The organism is Solibacillus sp. FSL W7-1472 (genome assembly GCF_037969775.1).
Lineage (GTDB): Bacteria > Bacillota > Bacilli > Bacillales_A > Planococcaceae > Solibacillus > Solibacillus silvestris.
Genome location: NZ_CP150208.1, coordinates 1755289 through 1778428 on the forward strand (window position 1 = coordinate 1755289; position 23140 = coordinate 1778428).

Sequence of the window (23140 nt, forward strand, 5' to 3'; positions counted from 1 at the left end):
GTTATGCCAGAATCGGCTATATTGTTGAATAACGCGAGTGGGATAAAGTAAAGAAGTTCAATTAAATTAAATATACAATTATGTGGAATGATAATGAGAATAATGTAAAAATACCGACATACCTTCTTAATGGGAGGCGGTATTTTGAAAAAAGTCCTAACAGGCTTTGTTGTGTTATTATTCATAATAACGGCATCTAATATGATACTTAAAAAAGGTTCAAATAAAACAGCATCTGTAAATACCGAAGCAATAGAAAGTACATTAGTTAAAAGTATGGAAGAAACGAAAGTGGAAAAAAAGAAATTAGAGCAGTTTTTAATAAAAAGTGCTAAGGAACTAAACGATAATGGGTTTAAAGTTGGTTTAGGTTTTTCACATGAAGAACGAAACGTAACTGTGCAGGTTCAGAATAAGGCATTTTTAGAAGCCAATAAAACAAACATTGAAAAAATCATCCATAACACGGCAAATATGATTGGGTTTCAAAATTATACAGTAGATTTTCTTGCTCTCGATAACTATCCTGCATTAAGTGAAGAAGATGAAAAGCAAAGGGAAACTATGATGGAAGTAATTGAAGAAATTTCGGCTTTATTAAAGGAAAGGGGGTGTCCGTCTAATTCAATCTCAACTAATTCGAATAATGAAATCCTTATTGAAATGCAAAGAATGAAGGAAGATTTCGGGAAAAGTAAGAAAATTGAAGATCTCGAAAAAATCATCGATCAAACGATTCTCTCAAAAACGGATTTAGAATATACGGTTAAGATACAAAAGAAAAGCGAAAGTGCGATACGTGATCAACAATGGCAACCAATCTTTAGTGCGATAAGTGAAGAAACGAATAAGAGGTTTAAGGAATATCGGGGGTTTGCCTACTCATTCCACCCTGAACCATTACAAATTATAATTAAAACTAACATCCATTCATCTAAATGGTTCGGGAATTCAGATAAAAAGATAAATCAAATTACAGAGTATGTAGATAAAATCATAGAGTTGAAAAGAGAAGAGTTATCGATTGAAGAAATTCCATACGAAATTATTATTAGGGATAAAAATGATAGGGAAATAAAATAGTAAGATTTAGGTCAATTTTATTTTCTAAAGCTTTAGCTCTTTTAAATATTTATGTTATTCCATTAAAGGGCGTGATTCTTCAATAAGAAAATCGCGTTATTCCGTTATAGGGCCATATTGTTGAATCACATTTTTTCTGAAGTAATCCTAACTTAACTTGTATGTAGAATCAAAAATATGAAACGCTACCAAAGTGTTATTTGGCACATAATTCCAAAAATTATTGCAATATTCAAAACAAAAAGTTAAAATAGGAACGTAGGTTCTTATTTGGAGGCGCTAATTATGGAATTACAATCGTTCAATCAATCATATCAACATTTAATTAACGAATATCAATTAGTTGAAAGCCAGCTGAAATTTACAGGGCACCCACGTGAATGTTTAAAACTAGCAAGTAATAGTAGAACGCCTATATTAGCGATCGTTGAAGGAAAGCTTGTAACATATTTTGATTTACATCAGCAGGAAGGAGTAGCACCATATTCGGATAATTATAATGCGATTTTAGTACGTGCTTTTTCAACAGAGGTTAATGAACAAGGGAAAGGCTATGCAAAGCAGGCATTGCAGTTACTACCCGCATATGTACAAAAGAATTTCCCTCATATTAATGAAATCGTACTTGCTGTTAATGTTGCAAACACTGCTGCCCAAAATCTTTATAAGAAGTGTGGTTTTAAGGATTACGGTGTTCGCCGTCAAGGGCCTAAGGGTGAATTAATTGTGATGAGTTTCTTATTCTAAGAGGATTAGTGAGATCAGCAATCAGGCGGGATTCAAAAGTAACTTTAAATAGAAAAAGAGCAACGCCTTAAAAGAGGTTGCTCTACTATGTTGGTAAGTATTTTTGTTTTTAAAATAGAAAATCCTTGCCGTTCTTGTCTTGGATTAGTAACTCATATACCTGATTGTCTATCTTTATTTTTACTTCTTCACTATTTAGGAATTCAGTAATTCTTTCATGGATTTTGTTCACTTCCTCTTTAGATTCAGTATGTGATGAGTTCATGCTCAGCTTGATGGTAATAGACACTTTTTCAGGGTTGAAGGTATAACTAATGTCATCTACCCGGTACTCTTTTTTTAGGTATAACTCTTCTTCAATACTTGTAATGACGGGCATCCACTTTGTCTCAAGTTCTTCAACCGAAACATCTTTTGTTATAATCTGTACACTTTTCAATGAACCGTTTGAATTCAAGAATTCACTCGCTACTGTGTTAATTTCTGCTTTCTTAGCTTCATCAGTAACCGGTATATATACTTTGATGATAGGCGAGTATGCGTTAATATCCAAAATCGTATAGCCTGCTGCCTGCAAGTCCGACTTCAACTTTCCGCCTATTTCTCCCCTTTGATTAAATACCTAAGATAGCTCGGGTGATATTTCATTCGTCTTAGAAATCATTAACTCGTAGTTATCATAACCTTTTTTTCCCAAAACTTCCGACAAAATAGCTAAAACCTTGTCCTCTTCTTGATTGACGTATTCTTCCATTCCTTTCAGCTGTATGTCAAATAGTGTCATATCCTCCCATTTGCTCATACCGACTCCTGCCGTGGGCAATGCTTTTTGGGTTCAACATTCAACAATTGGGCGCTTTTCATGTATATGATGAAAAGGCACAAAGATTTTGGAGGCCTGAAACACCAACTACAAATTTACAAACATTTCGGCTGCCACTCATTTATAATAGACACTAGTAATAATCCCTTAAAGGAGAAAATTAACTTTATGCAACTATCTATTTACACAAAAAATCCGCATGCAAGAGCAATATCGCATTTACTGGCGAAAAACCCGTCAACCGTATATGAGCGCAAAGTAAAAGGGCATTCGGTTCGATTTGCTTATCATAAAATGACAGATGACGAATTATACGCTTCCATTTTTGTTACACCTGATTCATTGGCACTTGTAAAAGATAATGAAGCGTATGATATTACCCATTATATTAATGACCGGGAATTTGCTGTAAGTACCATTTTCTTATCTCTTATACGTTCGGCTTTAGGTACTGCGCTGAACGGAAAACCTAAGGAAGAATATATACAATATGCAGCGATGGACTTTCCGTTTACATTTGAGTTTGGCCCAATTTCATCGAGCCTTTCAGATGAGGAAATTCGTGGTTTATGGGAACCGCTAGGCTATGACGTGACAATTGATACAATGGTGGACACTAGACGTGCACGCTTCTTAACGCTTTTCAACACCATCAGTTTAAAGAAAGCCTTACAACAAATTTTTATTATAATCCCAGTCATGGATGACTATAAACATTATTATATTGATGAAGCAGAGCGTGAACGATTGGAAAACTACGGTGTGGGCTGGCTTGAAACTCATCCAATGCGTGAGTTTATTTACAAAAAAGCATTGCGCTTTAAGCAACTCTTATTAAATGAAGAGAATGAGCAAAAAGTTGACAAGCCATCTTTAAATACGCGTCGCTATGAGACCATTGCCCGGACAGTTACCGCTTTAAAGCCTAAAACAGTTATCGATATGGGGGCAGGAGAAGGGAAGTTATCGATGCTTCTTGCGCAAATCGATACGATTACAAAACTGTATAGTGTAGATCCTAGTAATCATGCACTTGCTAAAATGGAAAAGCGGTTCGCTGATCAGCAGTTTGCCACGACACCTATTATTAAATGGGGCTCACTTTATTATGAGGATCAAGAGTTTGCAGGAGCGGATGTATTTGTTTTATGCGAGGTGATTGAGCATATTGATGAGGAAAGACTGCCTCAGATTATGCAGCTCATTACGCAAAATTATATGCCTCAGCACTTAATTATTACCACTCCAAACGCGGAGTATAATACAGTTTACGAACTTAAGCTAATGCGCCATGATGATCATCGCTTTGAATGGGACCGCAAGCAGTTCGAGGCTTGGTGTAAAGCTGTAGCGCCAAACTATGACCTACATTTTGAAGGAATTGGTACTATACATGAGCAATACGGTGCACCTACTCAAATGTGTATCATGACAAGGAGAGATTCACATGCAATTTAAACTTCCAAACGGGGCCATTGTACTTTTAATCGGGCCATCGAATAGTGGGAAAACCACATTACTGCAATCATTAGTTGATTCGGATCAGCTCCTCGAAAGCGAAATAATTAGCTCTGACTACTATCGTCGGCTTGTGGCGGATATCGATTTTATCGAACTTTCGTCTGTATCAAAAGATAACGAGGATATTATTTACGAAGAGTATCAGCGCATTTCAGAGCAGGCATTCCAAGCGCTTCATACGATTGTGGAAGCCCGTGCGAAGTTAAATAGAGTATCGATTATTGATGCAACAAACTTACGCGGCTTTGAACGCGCCAAATATTTTGAAATAGCTAAGCGCAATCACGTACCCGTTCTGGCGCTTATTTTAAACACACCAAAAGAGCAGCTGTTGGCCCGTGATGTATTGCGCGATAATCCTCGAGGTCGTAAACGCGTGCTGCAGCAATTCAATACGCTGAAATATGAGTTAAAAGCAATTAAGAAAGAGCCATTTGCCAAAATTTATAAAGTAAATGATGAAAGCGTCGAGATTGTCCGTGAACCGAATAAACTTTATTTAGAAATCGAAAGTGGTTTTGATATTATCGGGGATATTCATGGCTGCTATGATGAGATGCTTGTGCTCTTGAAGGATCTTGGCTATGAGCAGCGCGGCGATGTATATATTCACCCAGCTGGGCGACGGTTAATTTCTGTAGGCGATATTATGAGCCGAGGTCCGAAATCAATTGAAACGATGCAATTTTGGTTGAATCAGATTGAAGCGGGATTAAGCTTTATGACAGACAGCAATCATGGTTGGAAGATAGCGCGTTGGTTAGACGGAAAAAACGTTTCGCTCAACCATGGGGATGAGCTTGTCCAGCAAGAATTTACCGAGTATGAAAAGGAGCATGGCGAAGAGGCTGCTGAGGCACTAAAAGAACGTTTTGCAAGCATGCTTCTAAAGGCACCTTCACATTATATTTTAACGAAAAATAAGATCACAAAAGCTGTTGTTACACATGCCGGGATAAAGGACCATTACATCGGCAAGGAATCTAAACGCATATCTGATTTTTGTCGATACGGTGATATACAGCAAACGGACAGCTACAGTAAGCCTGTACGCGGTGATTGGTTCTCGCAGCATAAAACAAGCGAGCTGATCATTTGGGGACATGATGTGAAAGTACAGCCATTTAAAGCAAATCGAACAATAAATATTGACCAAGGAGTTGTATTTGGCGGGGAGTTAACGGCATTTCAATATCCTGAGCAAACATTAAGAAGTGTGAAAGCATTCGCAAACTATGCCGGCACTGAGGACAACCCTATTTTAGAGGCGGAAAATAAGCGATTCATTCCACCAAATGTGGCACATTTTATAAATGGCTTTGCAGTTCATACAACTAGTGGGGATCAAATAACAATTCCGAAAGAAAATGCTATGGCAGCAATGGATACATTCTCTCATTACACATTGCCTTTGGAGCAGATTATCTACATTCCGCCAACAATGAGTCCAACACCACAAACAGCTGCATTACCGGACTATTTGGAACACCCTGCAGAAGCGTTTAATTACTATAAGAAAAACGGTATTCAAAAAATGATTGCCGAGAAAAAGCATATGGGCAGTCGTGCGGTCATCTTTATTGCAAAAAATAGAGAAGTTGCAAAGAAGCTCATTAACAGTGACAGCTTAGGCTACATTACAACACGTACAGGTCGTGCCTTCTTTGAAAAATTACAGCAGCAACAGATGGTGGAAAAAATCCATGCTGAGCTAATGGCTAAAAATTACTTCGAGCGATTTAATACAAGCTTCGTCTTAATGGACGCCGAAATTTTACCATGGAATTTAAAAGCACAAAGCTTAATCGATCAACAATATGAAACGGTCGCTGAAAATGCATTAATGGATCGCTATAAACTCATCGAAAAGTTGAAGGCTACTAAACATGTGGATGTTACAAGCTGGCTGGAGGAATACACAGATAAATATAAAAATGCTGCACGCTTTGATGCGGTATTCAAAAACTATTGCTGGCCAACAAATGAACTATCTGGTATACAAATCGCACCATTCCATATTCTTGCCCATAGTTCATCAACTAACTTCCATCAGCCTCATAGCTGGCATATGCAAATGAATGCGCATTTGGCTGAAAATAGTTCGTTATTTATAGCGACAGAATACCGTGTAATCGAAAGCGAACAGGATAAACAGGAAGTAATAGATTGGTGGCAGGACATGACGGAAAATGGTCATGAAGGCATTGTTATTAAGCCATTCGATTTCCTCGCTTATCATAAAGGGAAATTACTGCAGCCGGCAATTAAAGTACGAGGCCGGGAATATTTACGCATCATATATGGCATGGATTATACAGATGAAGCAATTATGAAAAAGTTAAAACAGCGGAACCCTTCCCGAAAAATGAAGAACGCTTTATTGGAATTTAAGTTAGGCTTAGAGGGAATTTCACGTTTTGTAAGTTTGGAAAGCAGCAATCGTGTACATGAATGTGCACTTGCAACGCTTGCATTAGAAAGCGATACAACCGATCCGCGATTATAAAATGATATTTACAAATTACCGCATACCTAAAAGAAACAACTCTATTTATGGTTTATGTTGACCCTTCTTCCTCTTTAAGAAATAAAATGAGAGAACCTCGTTTCAAGGAAGGGTTTGCATAGGTTTTATAGGCCCTTTAAGCATCCGTAACAATCATATTTTCATTAGATAGTTTAGTTGCAAGCACGAAACACCATTTAAAGAATTTCTGAAAGATTTATGGAACAGAATTAATTAATATGAAAGAGGTGAATTGTTTGGATTTAAGTTATCGAGAGTATGGGGATAAGAACGCTCCATTAATGGTATTTTTACACGGTGGTGGAGTAAGTAGTTGGATGTGGGATAAACAAATTCAATACTTCAGTAATTATCATTGCATTACAATAGATTTGCCAGAACAAGGGGCAAGTAGAAATACCGAAAATTTTTCAATTCAATTAAGTGCAGAAAAAGTAAATAGGTTAATAGAAAAGATAGCTGATGGTAAAAAAATAATTGTTATTGGCTTCTCATTAGGGGCACAGGTAACTATTCAAATGTTAAGTAAAAATTCAAATTTAATTAACTATGCAATCGTAAACAGCGCATTAGTAAGGCCTAATTCATTTATTAGAAAAATGATCAAACCATCTATAAAGCTATTTTTTCCATTAGTTAAAAATAAAACTTTTTCAAAACTTCAAGCCAAAACACTTTATATTGATGAAGAATTCCTTGAAACATATTACGATGAAAGTTCTCAAATGAAATCTGCTACCCTTATAAGAATATTAGAAGAAAATATGTCATTTAAAATTCCTAACGGCTTTAATAATGCAGAAAGCAATATATTAGTTACTGTGGGTGAAAAAGAAAAAGCAATTATGAAAAAGTCTGCAAGAGATATAGTTGCAAGTAATTCAAATTGTACTGGGATAATTATACCTAATGTTGGTCACGGAATATCATTGATGAATCCTAATTTCTTTAACCAAATGATAGAAAATTGGATACAGGACTTTTCTCTACCACAAGGCGTGGTAACAATAAAATAATAAATTGTTTAATCTACTAATTGGACTTAGTACATAAAGGAAACCTATATATAATAGGTTTCCTTTAATTTTTATGTAAATATTAACATTAATTATCCATATTATTATCTACATATTTATCCTTAAAAGGAACTTATTTCAAGCGCTTTCGTTAAGTAACTATATCTATTAATTCGTGAAACAGTATGAAAGGGTGCAGAAAATTGAAAAAAACTATAATTTCAGGGATTGTATTTTGTTCAATCTTGTTAGGTGGATGTAATAAAGTAGAGGTATTAGAAAGCGAGCACGAAGTAGCAGTTTCTCATAAAGCCTTATTTGCTGAATTACAATCAGAGATTATAGGATCGATTACAGAGTTAACGGAACTTGAAAGTGATGCACTCGCAATAATGTTAGATGGTGGAGCTGGCGAATCAACCGTTGCAGTAGGTTTTCCAAAGAAATCAAATATTGAAGCTACGTTGATTCAACAAATAGTTGAAGATTCGATTAAGAATATTTCTGAATCAGAAACAGGAACAACTAGTGAAGAAAAATTAAAAATAACTATTAAAATCGAGAAATACTAACAGATCCCCTAATGGGCGCAAAAAAAAGTTAGAGGAGAGTGGAGATGTTTAAGTATGTAATGCAAATTATTGTTGGGATATTAACTTTCATAATATCAACTTTTATTGCATGGTATGAAGGAAGCGCAATTATAGAAAAACCATTCGAATGGAAGCACACAACGCCATTTACCAATTTGTTTAATACAGAGATTACAAATGGGCATGATATTAGCCCACTCGATTATTTCGTTTATGCAGCTAAATTTCAACCCTTTTTCCCCACAATTATGATCGTAAGCGTCCTCTATATTCTAAGTATAACCGGCTTATATCTAATCAAAAGTAAATCTAAATGGGGAATTGGTTACTGGGGAATAATAGGTGTAATACTGTTAATATTTAGTAGCTCGATTTTTAATTCCTCGACTTTAGGAAGAAGTATTTTTTTCTCGTTTTCTTCAATTAGCGGATTTTTCTTTTTAACAGTTGCAGTATTACTATATAAATTACATAGTACGCCAAAAGGTGAGTTAAATAGTTGAAGGAGGTTAAAAAAATGCCGGTAATTCTAACAAGTGTTTTTTCCGCTTTCATAATTTTTATGACAGTTTTTTCAATGATTAGAGTATTAAATATAGCCTATAAAAGAGAAGATATTTCGATTTTACAATATAGAATTTTAACAACTTCTTTTATAATAGCAGGAATTTGTATTGTTTCGATTTTACCTTTTGGATATCAAAAAATATATGAAATCATCCTCTAACTGAATCGGTACAATTAAATTTAATTCATGGCGAGAAAGAGTAAGCCTATCTCGATATTCAATCAGGCGTGATTCTTTAATAAGGAATACGCATTCCTCAATTTATGGGCTTTAAATAAGTAAATAGATGACATGCTTTGAATTGTGGTTAATATGTTATTTATATTAGTTGGTATGAAATAGAAAGGTGTGTTCTTATGATATCACTTAATCAAATTGAATTTAAGAATTTAAAAAGAACATTAAACAAAAATAATATAACTTGTCCAACTTTCGTATATTCAATTTTAGATTGCTATATACAAGGAACAGTTTATGTTGACTCTACTTCTCAGAAGTCAGTTCTGATTGGGACAAAATCAGGTATTTATTTTGTGGGGGGAGAGGTAGATAACTTAGATTTCAATAATTTCCTCTTTGAGCTATATAGGTATAAGAAAAATAATAAGTCAAGATTCACTTTATTCTCTTCATCGAGTAAATGGAATTGTGCAATAATGAGTCAGTTCAAAGAGGAAATTAAACAAAGGAGCAGATTTTCTTTTAATTATAATTTTGATAAGGAAATAGACAAAACAATATTACAATCTAGTGAATATTCTATAAAAAAAATAAACGCAGAAATAATAAAGAATAGCTTGGAATTTAATGAGGCTTACTATAAAGAATATTGGGGTTCCACATCAAACTTTCTTAAAAATGGTTTTGGATTCAGCATACTACATAATGAAAGACTAATTAGTGAATGTTCTTCAATTTTTTCTTCACAAGAATTTGCAGAGATTGATATTTTTACTCACAAAGATTATAGAGGAAAAGGATTAGCAAATATAATCGCAACTTCATTTATAGAGTATTGTTTGAAAAATAGTATCGTGCCTAAATGGGATTGTGATGTAACAAATAAGTCTTCTATAAACTTAGCAGGGAAGCTAGGGTTTGTTGAACCTGTTGAATATTCAATTTTCGTTTACAAAAATTAATTAGTCCATAAGGTATTGAAGGAAGTTCAGAGCTTATCAAAGCAAACTCTATAGTGGATTGGCTTTATCAAGTTGGAAAAATCGACATTGGGATACTATGCAAGAAGGTTGGATGCCAGCGGAACAATATATTGCGGTGTGTTCCTTTGGTTAACGCACCCTATTGTTGAAGAATGTTATTTTATTGACCTTGCAATTGCTAATATGCTTTATGAAACTATTCTAGATTTTTTAGGTAAATTAGTTATTGGAAGGAGTTTTTAAATTGACTAGTATTTATTCAACAGCTTTTTTTTCTGGTATCGGTTTAATTAGTTTAATTTTTATTATCCGCTACTTTATTAAGAAACAACGAGCACATAAGGATTTTTATATTGTAGTTATTATTTGTGGCTTTTTTTCTATATTATCGCTATATTTAGTTGTTACTAGTGTAATTGATATTGTTAACTATCATAGTGGTAAGGTTCACACAGCTGAAGGAATTTGTGAAATTTATTTCTTTGAACCAGATTTTAGAGCTCCAGGTCGTTATGATATATGGGTTGATGACCTTGGTTTAACAGCTAACCCTGATGATTTTTCTTACCTTAAAGAAGAAACTACTACTTGTAAGGTAACCTATTTAAAAGCAACTGGAACTTTGATTGATATTGAATTGAAGTAACCGACATTTTAGATATTTAAAAAAGACCACTTCAAACTACTATTTAGTCGTTTGAAGTGGTCTTTTCATGAACCGCACATACTTATGATAAGGTCACCAATTTTAATATAAAATTTAATTTTGTAAGTTTCCAAAATTTCGCAGCGCCTCAGAGTATTATTTTCTATAAAAAACAGCGACAAACACTGTTTATTCAGTGGTTGTCACTGTTTAAAATATTACCAAGCTTACATTTTGGAACGTTATTTTGTATAGATTTATATAAAATTTTTATTATCCCATGTTCTCAATCATCTTAAAATCTTTTGTTTTCTTAAATGGAATTTCATTTTCGACGCAAAATACGATTAAATTTTTATATACATCATTTGGTTTAAAGTAAGTTACTCGAATAGAAAGTCCTTTTCGAACTTTAATGACAGCTAATTTTGAGTTCCAACCGATTCGTTTGAAAGTAATTTTTGCAACATCCGAATGAATTATTTTCTTGTTATAAATCTTTAATCCAAAGAGTTTAATGGTATAACGAATTGTATGTTTGTTTATTACTACTTGATACGTTACAAAAGCATTGCAGATACAGAAGACAAATACCGTTATCGATACCAATTTTACAGATGGAATATGCCAACTCGATATACTTACAGCAAGACTTAGAAACGCTAATGATAGTATAAGTTGACGTGACTTAGTTCTATCATATTTCATTTATTCACTCCTCAAATATATGTAACCCACAAATAATCTATATTTATTCTCTACCTAGCATTGATAAACCTTTTTACAGTTTCCAAAACGTTCACAAGCAGCCAAAATACCCCCTACTCAATTAATTAAGGGGTTTTGGTTCCCTAACTTGCGTTTGGAAACGTTATTTTGTATAGAGCTGAATATCTTATGTATTTAAAAATGAATATTATTAATAAGCGTTAACTAAAGCTGCTATTAATTCTACAATATTCTTTAAATATGAAACTATAAAGAAACTATTTATAGCTAAAATAAATAAAGAGGTTGCAATAATAAATTTTATGAATTTCTCCAAATTAATCCACCTTTCTTCAACTGTTTATAATAAGTCAAAAGAATGTTTATAAACGTAGAATATTTTAAATTCCTTCCACATTTACATTACCATATATGGCATTTTAATTTGTTCATTGTAAAAATTCAAAGAAGTAATTAGCAAATTAATAGCGTTCAAACACTCCCAAAGCGTTGTTTCGGTGCATTTTTTGTATTTGTAATGTGTGGTTATTCGTTTGATTCTAAATCTAATGTGGTAATTAGCCTTTGAAGTATCGCATTTTTTTCAGGATTTGTAACTTCTATTTGAAATTCGTTGGGCATTGTTGAGCGTTCACCGTTGAATTTTAGAGTTTTATCCAATACTTCAAAATCTATTTCATCGATTGATTCATCTTCTAATTCACCATAAGCTGCAATGATTCTGTACTCGTTATCTTCATTTTCTACGAATGCAAGCCTTGATTTAAAGGTCTCAAAATCCACTTGTGTACTTAAATAATCTGATACAATACCTAAGATATCATCTTCATTCAATTTGAAATACTGACGTTTAGCGTTCATAGTTACTCCTTACGTGTTAGGTTGATTAAAACCAGTATAATCTAAAACGCATCCAAACCGACGTTTGAAAACAATAATTATCGCTCATACTCGTTCCCGAAATCTTGTTTAGGAGCTTTTTATAGTGCTGATCATTGTATTTGCTCGTCCCTTAAAGCTAAAGGGTATTACTGTAAACGCAGTAAATCCATGTCCTACTGATACAGGCTGGATGACAGATGAGATAAAAACTCCTTTAACAAGTAAGTCCTTGAAGTTTGTAAAAAAAAATTGAATAAAAATGAAACTAATTTCAATTTTTTCCGTCAGTACAGCACACTACTGGTTGGAGGGGATTTCTTGAAAGAACAATTGTAGAGCTTACGCTAATATTTATTGTACGAGTAGGTGTCCAGCACAGCGTTGAAGCGAGTGAAAAACTCAAAATATGGAACGCTCTTATAAAATCTTGTCACTTCCTAACGGTGAATTCCAACAAGTTTTTCCAATACAATGAAATCTATTCAAAGAAAAGAGAGGAAGCTAGAGAATGAAAAAGAGACTAATGACAGTATTTAGTGTACTAATACTTGCGTGTAGCCTGCCTTTATCCGGCACATTTGCCGCAAGCAGCACAAAGCAATTTTCAGACGTACCATCATCCAAGTACTTTGCAAATGCAGTCTATGATTTGGCAGAACGTAATATTATTGGAGGTTATCCAGACGGTACGTTCAAGCCGGGGAATTCTATTACGAGAGGACAGGCGGCTGCAATCATTGCCAAATTGATGAAGTTGGACATGGACAATATAGAAAATCCGGGATTTAAGGACGTCTCGGCGAAGAACGGGTACTACAAAGCCATTGCAGCTATGGCGAAAGAAGGCATTATTAGCGGCTATGGAGATGGGCGTTACGGTCCGAACGATCCGATTAAACGGGGACAGATGGCTTCCATTCTTGTGAAAGCATTTGATTTACCACGTTACGGGTTCTATGAAATTGAAAATCCATTCAAGGATGTGAAAGAGTATGAAGCACACGGGTCTAATATTCTCATCCTCTATAGAGTTGGCATCACGTCAGGAACGTCTCCTGACAAATTTAGTCCGAATGCGCCCATTACAAGAGGACAAGCGGCTAAAATGATGAAAGCAACGGAAGACGCGAAACCGACGATGGTGACACTAGAGGCTAGCGACTTAGGTTTGGACTGGGTAAGTGTTATAGCTAAAGAACAAGAGAGGAATTCGGATTTGTTCAAAGCGATTCGTGTTCAAGGAAGAAACACACCTGAAGGATATATTGGCGATAGAATTCAATTAGTTCCATTAAAAGAGGGTGAAGGTACTCTCAACTTGTATGGCAGAGTAGATGAAAAGACTTCTGATATTTCGTACATTTACAAAAAATATTATGTACATATCAAAAAAGAAAACGGTGAGCTGAAGCTAACGCTAGAGGAAACAAATGATTTTCAGCCGACAGCAGTAGAGTTATCTTTTTGGAATGGAACGAGTAAATCATCTAGTGAAGCTGTTCGCAGTGTTCAAAACGTATCTCTTGCCACGATAGATGGGAAGAAGCTATCTGACAATGTGAAGTTCACCCAATGCAAGGATTACTCTATTTGTATCGATATAGACCAACCCGGCGAGTATATTGCTACTGCCCGTTCTACGGGAGGGAAAGAAGTACGGTTTGCAATCGAAGCAAAACAACCGATCAATGCACTCTTTAACTATGACATCAAGACGCTAAGGGAGCAACTGACTGTAGTATTTGATTTAACAACCCACCTTGAACGTTATAGATTTGATGTAGAGGCATCAAAAAATATAGGAAAACACAACATTCTAACAAAAGATGCAGACCAAATTGCTACGGTCACAAGAGACCCTGGCACTAGCCGATTCCGTGCCGAAGCTAAGGAAGTAGGCACTATCGAAATTGAATTTGAGAATGAAACATCTTGGATAATGGGAGTACCCGGCGATTCGATATCAGGTAGTACCACAGGTATTCGTATAGATGTTCAGCGAATGGGTGAAATAACTAATATCTCCATAAACGATATTTTTTATATCAATCCGGATATGTGACGCATGAAATCCATTCGAGCTCGAGCAGCGTTAAAATATATATAAACTGCCAAAAAGGAATTAATCTGATTTCCCATTATATGTAGGAAGAAAAGTATTTCTAAATATCAAAAATATTTGGTTTTAGGAAGGATAAAACTAAGCCTTTTTATTTTATTTGGTTGGTAAATGAAAATTTCGCTATGATAGAAAATAAATGGCGAAGTAATATAAAGTATTTTTTTCGAATTATTGTAACGAAAATCATTTTAAATCTATATATAAGTATCCCAGTAAATATTTGATAGAAGGAGGGGGGCAGGTGGAGGATTTAAGTAGCATATATCAATCTTCTGCAGATGAGGTAAAACGATTTCTTATCTGTTTAACTTCGAATGTGGATTTAGCGGAAGAATTAACACAAGAAACTTTTTATCAAGCTGTTAAGTCAATCCATCGATATAACGGTGAATGCAAAATATCTGTCTGGTTATGCCAAATTGCAAAACACACGTATTATAACTACTTAAAAAAGGAGAAGAACAATCACAATGCCAGTGTAGAAAATATGATGCAAATGGGTTTAGATATCGTTTCGAACAAGGACTTACCAGATGTTACAGTCATAAAACGCAGTACGCTAATTTCGATACATAAAGAAATTCATCGCTTACAAGAACCTTATCGTGAAATTTTTTTACTTAGAGTATCTCTTCAACTTAGTTTTAAAGAAATTGGTGAAATATTTGATAAGAGTGAAAACTGGGCGAGAGTCACCTATTATCGTGCGAAATTAAAACTATCAGAAAGGATTGATCCGCATGAATTGTAATATTATTAAAGATTTGTTGCCTTCTTATATTGATGAAATTAGTAGTAAAGAGACTGCTGAAGCTGTTGAAGAACATATTGAACACTGTGAAGAGTGTCAGCGATATATACAGAGGATGAAGAAACCAACCACTAGCATTCAAATGATGACTGAAGAAGTAAGTGCAGCAAAGGAGCCTTTTAAACGGATTAATAAAAAGCGACGCATTCAAGTGCTAATAGCAATTGCAATTACTTTTATGGTGACAATAATAGGAGCATGGGTAGTACAAGATGTTGGGGCAGTCAATGACATTTTCTTCCCAGACAAGTGGGGATTGGCAACTGTAACAGATGATATGGAAGAATGGGAGAGTATAAAGTTTAGCGATCAAAACTATATGATATTTGATAGTATTTTTTGGAGGAAAGAAATCGTTAATCATGCGAATAATGGGAAGAACGTTTTATTAAGAGTAAAAGATGATAATGACAATATAGTCATTGATGAAATTCTAGTACCTGCAGGGAAAAGTGTGAAATTAGAGGGTTTGAAAAGAAATGAAAAATATTATATTGAAATCAAAGCACCACAAGGTAGATTTACCATTGTTGCGGTATGATTGGATTTTTGGATAAGAATTTTGAACAGATATCTTCAGCATTAGGGCGCTTTCCTTGAATAAAGGAAAGGCTCTTTTTCCTTTAAAGGGCCAGATTGTTGAATAAGTATCTGTACCATGAAATATACGTTTTATTCCTGGTACCATATGTCAGTAAAAAAGATACGTTTGTACGGTTAAACTTAGTAGTTCCCATACGAGTTCCGATTTCTGAACATCCTAAATAACCGGAGCCTGTATAGGTGGCCCTTATTTAAATAAAGAAAAACAGACTGAGTTTTTGTTCAAGTTGTTCAACAAAATGGCGCGAATTAATTAATAAACTTCCCATTCTTTATAACATTCTGTATCAATACCTAGTGTGTTTGTTTTTAGCCATTCAAGTGCTTTAAGGACTAAAGGTGAAGCGTTATTTACTGATACATCTTGCTCTGAAATCCAAACAGCTCCAAGTGAATCTTGTCCATCAAATTGTAGGGGTTCACTCAATTCTCCACCTATTTTATTAACTAAATAATAAACAGCTATATGATGTAAGTCTGTGAACCCATTCCAATTGTTAGGAAGTTGAAAATCAATAACACCAATATTTTTCAGAATTTCAATTTCAACGCCTGTTTCTTCTAGAAATTCTCTTTTCATTGCAATTGATAAACTTTCCCCAGATTCTAGGCTACCACCAGGGAGGTCATAACGGTTTTTATAAGGCCCACCATTTTTATTTATTACTAATAGCTTTTCATTTTCTGTATAAATCCCATAAACACCAAAGGCTCGGTGATAATTTTTGGTTTCCTCCACGATACATTGACTCCTTACTAAAATGTATTTGGTAATATTATACAATATATACTTTAACTTTTCTTTACCTGTTAAATTTAGGTCTTGAAAAATTATAAATTATCAATCTATATAATAAGCCTATATTAGGAATTTATTGGTAAATAGTTGTAAAAATGGTAAGGTAATGGGGGTGTTTTGTTATATAAGCGGGATTCAAATGTCATATTTTAAAGTAGTAGTTAATGGAAATTCTAATCAAGTTTTAACAGAAAGAGAAAAATTGATTTTACAAACTCAATATTGCATTTTTCAGCAATGACAAATGCAATTGTTACAGGCAAAGGGGTTATGTTAAATCCACCAGATGAGGGTACGATGGGAATTGTTTTTGCATATCCTGAAGCGATTGAAGCTGAAAAGGAAGTTGAAGTCCGTGATAGTATTGTTAAAAGATTAAATAGCTTTTTTGCTATGTCAAATCTTGATACTATCAGGCTATTTAGAAAAACAAGACCAGGTGAGCCGCATTTTTTCTTTTTACGAAAAACAAAAAATTGGGAGGAAAAATGAAAAACAAAAATATTCTTATAACGATAAACTGGGTCACTTTCACTATTATGTTATTGGTGGGAATTTCAACAGCAGCATTTACGCTGTATGATTTAAATACTCAGATTAGGTTTGGGGAGGAATTACAGTCACGTGCGGGGTTCCGATGGGGTATAATGCACATCATCATTTTAATTGTAGTTTTACTGTCTACTTCCTTATTATGTTTTGGTTGGAAACGACTATTCCCATTTAATGTACCTATTGCAATCATAATAGCTGGTTTATGCTATTTACTATTTTTCTTTACATTTACAATTGGATGGGTCGGTATTGTAGGGATATTTGGCTTCCTTATCGCATTCATGGTTGGCGTAATATTAATCATTTGTTACTTGGTGTTCAAGTTTCTTGAAGTTCGTAAAGCTAGTCAGACCTAAATAGTAATTATGTGATACGGATATCACGACTCCTGAATCATGCGCTATTCTTCATTAATATAATAATTTTAGCGATGACTTATTCACTGAATAATATTAGGGGTGATGACATGAACCGAAAACGATTACTATTAAAAGCGATGTTAATAGGCCTTCCAATAGTTGTATGCCTTCTTTGGATTACAGGTTCTATAAACTTGTGGTTTTATGGAATGGGTGATATTGCGGATAACGTAAAGGATTATTACCTTGAGCTTGAACCCATCGATGGTACGTATTCCGTCTTGATTGATTTAAGTGATCCTGAAAGTAATGAAGGAAAAGTTCTTTTTGATGATGGTGAACATCAGATTTACGTATCTGATGTAATTACTCTAAATGAAGCAAATTACGAAGTGTTTTTTCGAACAAGTGGCAAATATAATTTACATGGTGCAACGTTAGTATCAGGTATCGAACATAAACGGGTACAGGGTGGATTTTCTTTCGATTTTTTAGCAACTGCAAGGGCAACTTATCGTGGCAGCAATTTTAAAATATACGAGTCTGGTACATCTGGAATAAATTATAAAGATGGCGATTCTTTTGGATTGTATTTAATCCCACATGATACAGAGGTGAATGTAAATATTTCAGAAGATCCTATTATAGAAATTACGCTCACCAATCTTATTATGCATAAATGGGGGAGGAAATAGGGGGATTGATTAAGGAATACAAATGAGGTATGTAAATGGAAGATCCTTTGATTGAAAGTCTAAGTTTACAACCCCTTATTTTATAGTCCAAGTTAGTGTTAGCCTCTCCACTTTAGAAAAAAATGATATTCATTAATCGGGCGTTTTCTTTGAATAAGGAAAGGCTCTTTTTGCATTTTAATGGCCCAATTTATTAAATACAACGTTCACGAAAATGTGTTTATGAGTAAATAAAAATAACCAAGACAATGCCTTGGTTATCTTTTATTTCCATACGGAATACACATAGGTGTTCCGTATATTGGATCTTCTATAATTTCACAATTCAGTTGAAAAACATCTTGAACGAGCTTTATTGACAAAATATCCTTTGGCTTTCCTTGCGCATATATTCCTTTATTAACGAGGGCGATAATATTGGTAGCATAGCGGCAAGCCAAATTGATGTCATGCAGTACCATTACGATTGTACGATTTTTTTCTTGGTTAAGTTTGTACAATAAATCTAATACTTCAATTTGATGTGTGACATCTAAATAGGTTGTTGGTTCATCAAGTAAAATAATATCTGTTTGTTGCGCCAAAGTCATCGCAATCCATGCCCGTTGTCTTTGTCCACCTGAAAGATTTTCAACTTCCATATCCTTAAATTCTATCAAACCTGTGGCAACAATCGCTTGTTCAACAATGAGTTGATCCTCATTAGACCATTGTTTGCGCCAATTTTGATACGGAAATCGTCCTTGTTTCACTAATTGTAGGACGGTTAAACCTTCTGGTGCCATTGGTTGTTGTGGTAAAATGGCTAATCTCTTAGCAGTATCTTTTGCGGATAATTTTGTAATATCCTCATTATTTAATAAGATAGATCCATTTTGGGGTTTCAATAATCGAGCAATGGATCTTAGAAGTGTAGATTTCCCACAACCATTTGCGCCTATTAATACGGTGATTTCTCCTTTAGGCACAACTAAATCTAAAGGCTCGATAATAATTTTTTCACCGTAATTTAACTGTAGCTGCTTTGTTTCAATCATTGTTATCAGCCTACCTTTTTTGCATTTTAATTAACAAATAAATAAAGTAAGGTGCCCCTATTGCGGCAGTAAATACCCCTGCGGGAACAACAATAGAACCGAATAAGCTCCGTCCGATCGTATCAGCAAGTACAACTAAAATTCCACCGATACAAGCTGAAGCAGGAATTAGCGAACCAAATGATGATCCAACTAATTTTCGAGCAATATGGGGAGCCATTAACCCTACAAACCCAATTGTACCTGCAAATGATACGGCACTCCCTACAAGAGCGGTACATAAAAGTAACAATGCCAGTCTCGTTTTTTGCACATGTTGTCCTAGGCTAGTTGCCACATCATCACCAAATTGCTGTAAATTTAAATGGCGAGTAACGAGCAAGGTAATGATGAATAAGCAAGTGACTATAGGAATAATAATTTTCACTTGTTGCCATGTTGCACTATTCACACTTCCGGTAATCCATACATTTGCTTTACTTGCCTGATAAATTGGGCCAATGAGCATCAATAAGGTTGTGACGGCCTGCATCAATGAAGCAATTCCAACGCCGATCATGACGAGCCGTGTAGCTGAGACGCCATTTTTCCAAGCTAAACTGTAGACGAGTAGTGCCGTAGCTAAAGCACCAATAAACGCTGCAAACGGCATCCATTCAATACTTACAGTTAGTGAATTGTTAGCATCGCTAAATAGTGCCAAAAATGCAACAACTGCTGTGCCTGCACCAGTTGAAATACCGATCACATCTGGTGAAGCTAAAGGATTACGAATAATTCCTTGTAAAATTGCACCCGAAATTGCTAACCCCATACCAGCAAATAATGAGATAAAAATTCGTGGCATTCGAAATTCTTGAACGATTAATGTGTCAAATGCGGAACCATTACCAAAGAGTATCGAAATAACTTTAAGCGGAGAAATAAAGGAATCACCAATCGATAAACTCAAAATAAACGTTAAAGCAACTATAAGCAGTAATATGAATAGCTTTTTTACAGCGCTTAAATCTACTAGTTGTGAAAAATAATTTGATTGTAAGTTCATTAACTTTTTCATCCTTTATTAAATCCCTTTCTAGCTATATATACAAAGATTGGCGTACCAATTATGGCAGTCATGACGCCCACGGGTACTTCTTGTGGCATGATGATATAGCGTGCACCTAAATCTGCAAATAGTAATAAAATCGCTCCAAGAAGTGCAGCTAACGGAATATACCATTGATGTTCCGTACCAATTATTTTGCGGGCAATATGCGGAATGATCAAACCGATAAAGCTTATTGGTCCAGCGATTGCAACTGAACCTCCAGCTAGTAGCACAACAATGAGTACAATTAATAACTTGGTTTTAAGAACATTCAATCCTAGCCCTTTTGCAACATCCTCACCTAATGACAACAAATTCAATTGTTTCGCCATAATCGCAGTAATAAGCCAGCCTATAGCAAAAAAAGGCAGTACTACCCAGAGCATTTGGAGATCCCTTCCTTGTACAGATCCTGCAAGCCAAAATAATACCTGATCGAGCTGTGCTTCATTGATCGCTAACAAGCCTTGAGTTATGGAATAAAACAACGCACCTAGAGCAGTCCCGGCTAAAGTCAAGTTCATAGGCATCATTTCTCCATGACCAATAGAACTAATTGCTAAAATACTAAGGGCCGATACAGCCGCACCTAAAAATGCAACTAATGTAAAACTAAAGAGACTTGTCATTTGGAAAATACTTATAGCAAGTACTACAAATAAGCCAGCACCAGCATTGATTCCTAATATACCTGGAGAAGCTAAAGGATTTCTTGTCATTGTTTGGAGTAAAGCACCTGCTATTGCAAGGGAAGCTCCAACAAAAGTGGCAATAAGCGCCCTAGGTAAACGATGCCTAAGAATAATGATATGTTCATTACTTTTATTAAAATGGAAAAATGCTTCCCAAGTTGTTTGGAGATTTGTATTAGCATAGCCATATGTAATACTTAGCACGATCCCTATTATCATCATAATAAAACCAAATAATAATAGAATTACTTTCGAAAAGTTACTTTTCATCATATGAATTCCTTTGATAAGAATGAATATTTAAAAAATAATGTTGACAGAAATTTCTTAGTCAAATATGATTTAAACTGTTAGAAAATGATAATCATTATCAATTATGTATTAGCACAATAATACTAACACACATATCGGAGGAAGAAAAGTATGAAAATGTCATTGAGTAAGATCTTAGGAGTTTTATTATTGTTAACGGTTTGTGTTCTGGCTGCGTGTAGCGATTCAGGAAAAACCCAAGAGGCAAGAAGTGCTGAGCCGACAGAGGAAAAATCTACATCATATACAGTAGAGCATGCGATGGGTTCTACAAATATTACATCAACAGCTGAAAAAATTGTCGTACTAACAAATGAAGGAACAGAGGCATTACTTGCTTTAGGAATTAAACCGGTTGGCGCGGTATCTTCATGGTCAGGTGAACCTTGGTATGAACATATTGCAGAACAAATGGATGGAGTAGAAGTTGTAGGGCAAGAAACAGCTATCGATTTAGAAGCGATTGCTAAGTTAAAGCCAGATTTAATTATCGGTAATAAAATCCGTCAAGAAGCTGATTATGAAAACTTAAGTAAAATTGCGCCGACAGTTTTTGCTGAAACATTAACAGGACAATGGAAAGATAATTTCACATTATATGCAGAAGCAGTTAATGCTGTAGATAAAGGCGAAGAAGTGTTGGCGAATTATGATGCTAGAATTCAAGAAACAAAAGAATCTTTAGGTGATGTAACTAATCAATCTGTATCTGTCGTTCGTTTTTTATCAGGCACTTCTAGAATTTATTACACTGACTCATTTTCAGGTGTTATTTTAAAAGAATTAGGCTTTAACCGCGTAGGAGAGCAAGCGGATTTATTTACTAAAGATAATCAAATGGCAGTAGAAGTTGGTAAAGAATTAATTCCACAAATGGATGGGGATTTGCTATTCTACTTTACTTATCTACCAACAGGCGACGATTCAGCATCTGCAACAGAAGCTGAATGGACAGCTGATCCATTATGGCAAAATCTTAATGCAGTAAAAAATGGCAAAGCTATTAGCGTGAATGATGCTGTTTGGAATACAGCAGGTGGTATTTTAGCAGCTCGAAAAATGCTTGAAGAAATTCAAGAATTATTAGCTCCTTAATTGCTACTTAATTTAAAAGAGCAGACGTTTAGAATTGGTTTCATTGCAATTTTATAACGTCTTTTTTATTTAAAGTGAAATTAAAAATACATAGGGAAGCTTTTCGAAAATAATTACAATCTATTAGAGGGAAATACCACATTCTTATCTAATTATTATGTAATACCTATCACTGAAAGGAGTAGCGCAAATGTATCAGTATTTTAATGGTTTCGTAATTAGAGAAGGTACTGATGGGATTCCAGCCGATTTTGTTGAGTCCTTGTTTAAAGATGCTGGATGGGCAAAAAATATTCCATCGTGGCAAAAAGAAAAATACTCACTCATCTTTAAAAATTCCACTTGGGCATTTACAGTTTGGGATAATGAGAGAATGATTGCAATGGTGAGAGTGATATCCGATCAAATCATGGCAGCAAATATAATGGATTTAGTCGTTTTAACGGAATATAGAGGCAAAGGGTTAGGGAAAAAACTTGTTGAGTTATGTATTCAAAAACTTCCGCATGGGGATTGGTTTGCGCACACTTCAGCAAACAATTTTAAATTTTACGAGAGCTGCGGATTGGAAGTGAAAGACGTATCAACCCATGGTACTTGTGTATATTATGGCTATATACAAGCTAGGAAAGATGGACACCGTTAAAACCTTTATTCAAATTCAGTAGA

26 protein-coding genes and 1 pseudogene are annotated in these 23140 nt (G+C 34.8%); 19 read left to right on the forward strand and 8 right to left on the reverse strand.

Features of this window, described 5'->3' with window-relative positions:
- The first annotated feature begins 144 nt into the window (after window positions 1-144).
- The gene (locus MKY07_RS08590; RefSeq protein ID WP_339264443.1) at window positions 145-1083 is read left to right on the forward strand and encodes a hypothetical protein; all 939 of its coding nucleotides are present in this window, start codon (window positions 145-147) and stop codon (window positions 1081-1083) included.
- A gap of 285 nt (window positions 1084-1368) precedes the next feature.
- The gene (locus MKY07_RS08595; protein ID WP_339264444.1) at window positions 1369-1830 is read left to right on the forward strand and encodes a GNAT family protein; all 462 of its coding nucleotides are present in this window, start codon (window positions 1369-1371) and stop codon (window positions 1828-1830) included.
- A 109-nt stretch (window positions 1831-1939) separates the two neighbouring features.
- Here the strand turns inward: MKY07_RS08595 and MKY07_RS08600 are convergent, their stop codons facing one another.
- Entirely contained in the window at window positions 1940-2419 is a 480-nt protein-coding gene (locus MKY07_RS08600) for a DUF4030 domain-containing protein (protein ID WP_339264445.1), read from the reverse strand.
- Between the two features lie 33 nt (window positions 2420-2452).
- Window positions 2453-2632 carry a hypothetical protein gene (locus tag MKY07_RS08605; protein WP_339264446.1) on the reverse strand — a complete coding sequence of 60 codons (180 nt, stop codon included), beginning with the start codon at window positions 2630-2632 and terminating at the stop codon, window positions 2453-2455.
- 189 nt (window positions 2633-2821) lie between these two features.
- On the opposite strand from MKY07_RS08605, the gene MKY07_RS08610 reads away from it, so the two are divergent.
- The 8 genes from MKY07_RS08610 to MKY07_RS08645 all read left to right on the forward strand — a co-directional run bounded on the left by MKY07_RS08610 (window position 2822) and on the right by MKY07_RS08645 (window position 10687).
- Window positions 2822-4111 (forward strand): methyltransferase domain-containing protein, encoded by a 1290-nt coding sequence (locus MKY07_RS08610; protein WP_008408881.1) that lies wholly within the window; start codon window positions 2822-2824, stop codon window positions 4109-4111.
- A complete protein-coding gene (locus tag MKY07_RS08615) occupies window positions 4101-6680 on the forward strand; it encodes an AAA family ATPase (protein WP_339264447.1) in 2580 nt (859 codons plus the stop codon). The genes MKY07_RS08610 and MKY07_RS08615 overlap by 11 nt, the downstream gene beginning before the upstream one ends.
- A gap of 257 nt (window positions 6681-6937) precedes the next feature.
- Window positions 6938-7717 (forward strand): alpha/beta hydrolase, encoded by a 780-nt coding sequence (locus MKY07_RS08620; RefSeq protein WP_339264448.1) that lies wholly within the window; start codon window positions 6938-6940, stop codon window positions 7715-7717.
- A 203-nt stretch (window positions 7718-7920) separates the two neighbouring features.
- Entirely contained in the window at window positions 7921-8289 is a 369-nt protein-coding gene (locus MKY07_RS08625) for a topoisomerase (protein WP_339264449.1), read from the forward strand.
- A gap of 44 nt (window positions 8290-8333) precedes the next feature.
- On the forward strand, window positions 8334-8813 hold the full coding sequence (locus MKY07_RS08630) for a YjdJ family protein (RefSeq protein WP_339264450.1): 480 nt from the start codon (window positions 8334-8336) through the stop codon (window positions 8811-8813).
- Window positions 8814-8827: 14 nt separating this feature from the next.
- Window positions 8828-9037: a hypothetical protein gene (locus tag MKY07_RS08635; protein WP_014823980.1), complete on the forward strand. Its 210-nt coding sequence runs from the start codon at window positions 8828-8830 to the stop codon at window positions 9035-9037.
- A gap of 197 nt (window positions 9038-9234) precedes the next feature.
- The gene (locus MKY07_RS08640) at window positions 9235-10020 is read left to right on the forward strand and encodes a GNAT family N-acetyltransferase (RefSeq protein ID WP_339264451.1); all 786 of its coding nucleotides are present in this window, start codon (window positions 9235-9237) and stop codon (window positions 10018-10020) included.
- 265 nt (window positions 10021-10285) lie between these two features.
- Window positions 10286-10687 carry a hypothetical protein gene (locus MKY07_RS08645; RefSeq protein WP_339264452.1) on the forward strand — a complete coding sequence of 134 codons (402 nt, stop codon included), beginning with the start codon at window positions 10286-10288 and terminating at the stop codon, window positions 10685-10687.
- A gap of 273 nt (window positions 10688-10960) precedes the next feature.
- On the opposite strand, the gene MKY07_RS08650 is transcribed toward MKY07_RS08645, so the two are convergent.
- Entirely contained in the window at window positions 10961-11395 is a 435-nt protein-coding gene (locus tag MKY07_RS08650; RefSeq protein ID WP_065216039.1) for a hypothetical protein, read from the reverse strand.
- A gap of 546 nt (window positions 11396-11941) precedes the next feature.
- Complete coding sequence (locus tag MKY07_RS08655) at window positions 11942-12277, reverse strand: hypothetical protein (RefSeq protein WP_065216038.1); 336 nt, start codon at window positions 12275-12277, stop codon at window positions 11942-11944.
- Between the two features lie 163 nt (window positions 12278-12440).
- On the opposite strand from MKY07_RS08655, the pseudogene MKY07_RS08660 reads away from it, so the two are divergent.
- The 4 genes and pseudogenes from MKY07_RS08660 to MKY07_RS08675 all read left to right on the forward strand — a co-directional run.
- Window positions 12441-12506: pseudogene (locus MKY07_RS08660) on the forward strand (Short-chain dehydrogenase/reductase); the annotation flags it as partial.
- 300 nt (window positions 12507-12806) lie between these two features.
- Window positions 12807-14360 carry an S-layer homology domain-containing protein gene (locus MKY07_RS08665; protein WP_065216037.1) on the forward strand — a complete coding sequence of 518 codons (1554 nt, stop codon included), beginning with the start codon at window positions 12807-12809 and terminating at the stop codon, window positions 14358-14360.
- Between the two features lie 301 nt (window positions 14361-14661).
- Window positions 14662-15171: a sigma-70 family RNA polymerase sigma factor gene (locus MKY07_RS08670; RefSeq protein ID WP_065216036.1), complete on the forward strand. Its 510-nt coding sequence runs from the start codon at window positions 14662-14664 to the stop codon at window positions 15169-15171.
- Entirely contained in the window at window positions 15161-15772 is a 612-nt protein-coding gene (locus MKY07_RS08675; protein WP_082990831.1) for a zf-HC2 domain-containing protein, read from the forward strand. Before MKY07_RS08670 ends, MKY07_RS08675 begins: the two co-directional genes overlap by 11 nt.
- Before the next feature lie 315 nt (window positions 15773-16087).
- Here the strand turns inward: MKY07_RS08675 and MKY07_RS08680 are convergent, their stop codons facing one another.
- Window positions 16088-16573 carry an NUDIX hydrolase gene (locus MKY07_RS08680; RefSeq protein WP_339264453.1) on the reverse strand — a complete coding sequence of 162 codons (486 nt, stop codon included), beginning with the start codon at window positions 16571-16573 and terminating at the stop codon, window positions 16088-16090.
- 297 nt (window positions 16574-16870) lie between these two features.
- Here MKY07_RS08680 and MKY07_RS08685 point away from each other — a divergent pair, with 297 nt between their 5' ends.
- The 3 genes from MKY07_RS08685 (at window position 16871) to MKY07_RS08695 (ending at window position 18242) form a co-directional block, all read left to right on the forward strand.
- Window positions 16871-17125: a hypothetical protein gene (locus MKY07_RS08685; protein ID WP_339264454.1), complete on the forward strand. Its 255-nt coding sequence runs from the start codon at window positions 16871-16873 to the stop codon at window positions 17123-17125.
- Window positions 17122-17544 (forward strand): hypothetical protein, encoded by a 423-nt coding sequence (locus MKY07_RS08690; protein WP_014823966.1) that lies wholly within the window; start codon window positions 17122-17124, stop codon window positions 17542-17544. The genes MKY07_RS08685 and MKY07_RS08690 overlap by 4 nt, the downstream gene beginning before the upstream one ends.
- A gap of 110 nt (window positions 17545-17654) precedes the next feature.
- Entirely contained in the window at window positions 17655-18242 is a 588-nt protein-coding gene (locus tag MKY07_RS08695; RefSeq protein WP_014823965.1) for a hypothetical protein, read from the forward strand.
- A gap of 257 nt (window positions 18243-18499) precedes the next feature.
- On the opposite strand, the gene MKY07_RS08700 is transcribed toward MKY07_RS08695, so the two are convergent.
- From MKY07_RS08700 to MKY07_RS08710, 3 genes are read right to left on the reverse strand one after another with little or no spacing between them, the layout of a single operon-like run.
- Window positions 18500-19288 (reverse strand): ABC transporter ATP-binding protein, encoded by a 789-nt coding sequence (locus tag MKY07_RS08700; RefSeq protein ID WP_269454579.1) that lies wholly within the window; start codon window positions 19286-19288, stop codon window positions 18500-18502.
- A gap of 1 nt (window position 19289) precedes the next feature.
- Window positions 19290-20327 (reverse strand): iron ABC transporter permease, encoded by a 1038-nt coding sequence (locus MKY07_RS08705; protein WP_014823963.1) that lies wholly within the window; start codon window positions 20325-20327, stop codon window positions 19290-19292.
- 8 nt (window positions 20328-20335) lie between these two features.
- Window positions 20336-21337: an iron ABC transporter permease gene (locus tag MKY07_RS08710; protein ID WP_041865755.1), complete on the reverse strand. Its 1002-nt coding sequence runs from the start codon at window positions 21335-21337 to the stop codon at window positions 20336-20338.
- A gap of 150 nt (window positions 21338-21487) precedes the next feature.
- Between MKY07_RS08710 and MKY07_RS08715 the strand changes: the two genes are divergently transcribed.
- Together MKY07_RS08715 and MKY07_RS08720 are read left to right on the forward strand one after the other, a co-directional pair.
- Complete coding sequence (locus MKY07_RS08715) at window positions 21488-22471, forward strand: iron-siderophore ABC transporter substrate-binding protein (protein WP_014823961.1); 984 nt, start codon at window positions 21488-21490, stop codon at window positions 22469-22471.
- Between the two features lie 190 nt (window positions 22472-22661).
- Complete coding sequence (locus tag MKY07_RS08720) at window positions 22662-23117, forward strand: GNAT family N-acetyltransferase (RefSeq protein WP_014823960.1); 456 nt, start codon at window positions 22662-22664, stop codon at window positions 23115-23117.
- Window positions 23118-23140 lie beyond the last annotated feature (23 nt).

Excerpts from the sequence above, each read along its gene's own strand:
- MKY07_RS08685 (WP_339264454.1), top strand. The coding sequence starts at position 16,871 with ATGACAAATGCAATTGTTACAGGCAAAGGGGTTATGTTAAATCCACCA.
- MKY07_RS08655 (WP_065216038.1), bottom strand. The coding sequence starts at position 12,277 with ATGAACGCTAAACGTCAGTATTTCAAATTGAATGAAGATGATATCTTA.
- MKY07_RS08695 (WP_014823965.1), top strand. The coding sequence starts at position 17,655 with ATGAACCGAAAACGATTACTATTAAAAGCGATGTTAATAGGCCTTCCA.
- MKY07_RS08720 (WP_014823960.1), top strand. The coding sequence starts at position 22,662 with ATGTATCAGTATTTTAATGGTTTCGTAATTAGAGAAGGTACTGATGGG.
- MKY07_RS08650 (WP_065216039.1), bottom strand. The coding sequence starts at position 11,395 with ATGAAATATGATAGAACTAAGTCACGTCAACTTATACTATCATTAGCG.
- MKY07_RS08640 (WP_339264451.1), top strand. The coding sequence starts at position 9,235 with ATGATATCACTTAATCAAATTGAATTTAAGAATTTAAAAAGAACATTA.
- MKY07_RS08665 (WP_065216037.1), top strand. The coding sequence starts at position 12,807 with ATGAAAAAGAGACTAATGACAGTATTTAGTGTACTAATACTTGCGTGT.
- MKY07_RS08715 (WP_014823961.1), top strand. The coding sequence starts at position 21,488 with ATGAAAATGTCATTGAGTAAGATCTTAGGAGTTTTATTATTGTTAACG.
- MKY07_RS08690 (WP_014823966.1), top strand. The coding sequence starts at position 17,122 with ATGAAAAACAAAAATATTCTTATAACGATAAACTGGGTCACTTTCACT.
- MKY07_RS08610 (WP_008408881.1), top strand. The coding sequence starts at position 2,822 with ATGCAACTATCTATTTACACAAAAAATCCGCATGCAAGAGCAATATCG.
- MKY07_RS08605 (WP_339264446.1), bottom strand. The coding sequence starts at position 2,632 with ATGAGCAAATGGGAGGATATGACACTATTTGACATACAGCTGAAAGGA.
- MKY07_RS08630 (WP_339264450.1), top strand. The coding sequence starts at position 8,334 with ATGTTTAAGTATGTAATGCAAATTATTGTTGGGATATTAACTTTCATA.
- MKY07_RS08705 (WP_014823963.1), bottom strand. The coding sequence starts at position 20,327 with ATGAACTTACAATCAAATTATTTTTCACAACTAGTAGATTTAAGCGCT.
- MKY07_RS08675 (WP_082990831.1), top strand. The coding sequence starts at position 15,161 with ATGAATTGTAATATTATTAAAGATTTGTTGCCTTCTTATATTGATGAA.
- MKY07_RS08595 (WP_339264444.1), top strand. The coding sequence starts at position 1,369 with ATGGAATTACAATCGTTCAATCAATCATATCAACATTTAATTAACGAA.
- MKY07_RS08615 (WP_339264447.1), top strand. The coding sequence starts at position 4,101 with ATGCAATTTAAACTTCCAAACGGGGCCATTGTACTTTTAATCGGGCCA.
- MKY07_RS08635 (WP_014823980.1), top strand. The coding sequence starts at position 8,828 with ATGCCGGTAATTCTAACAAGTGTTTTTTCCGCTTTCATAATTTTTATG.
- MKY07_RS08710 (WP_041865755.1), bottom strand. The coding sequence starts at position 21,337 with ATGATGAAAAGTAACTTTTCGAAAGTAATTCTATTATTATTTGGTTTT.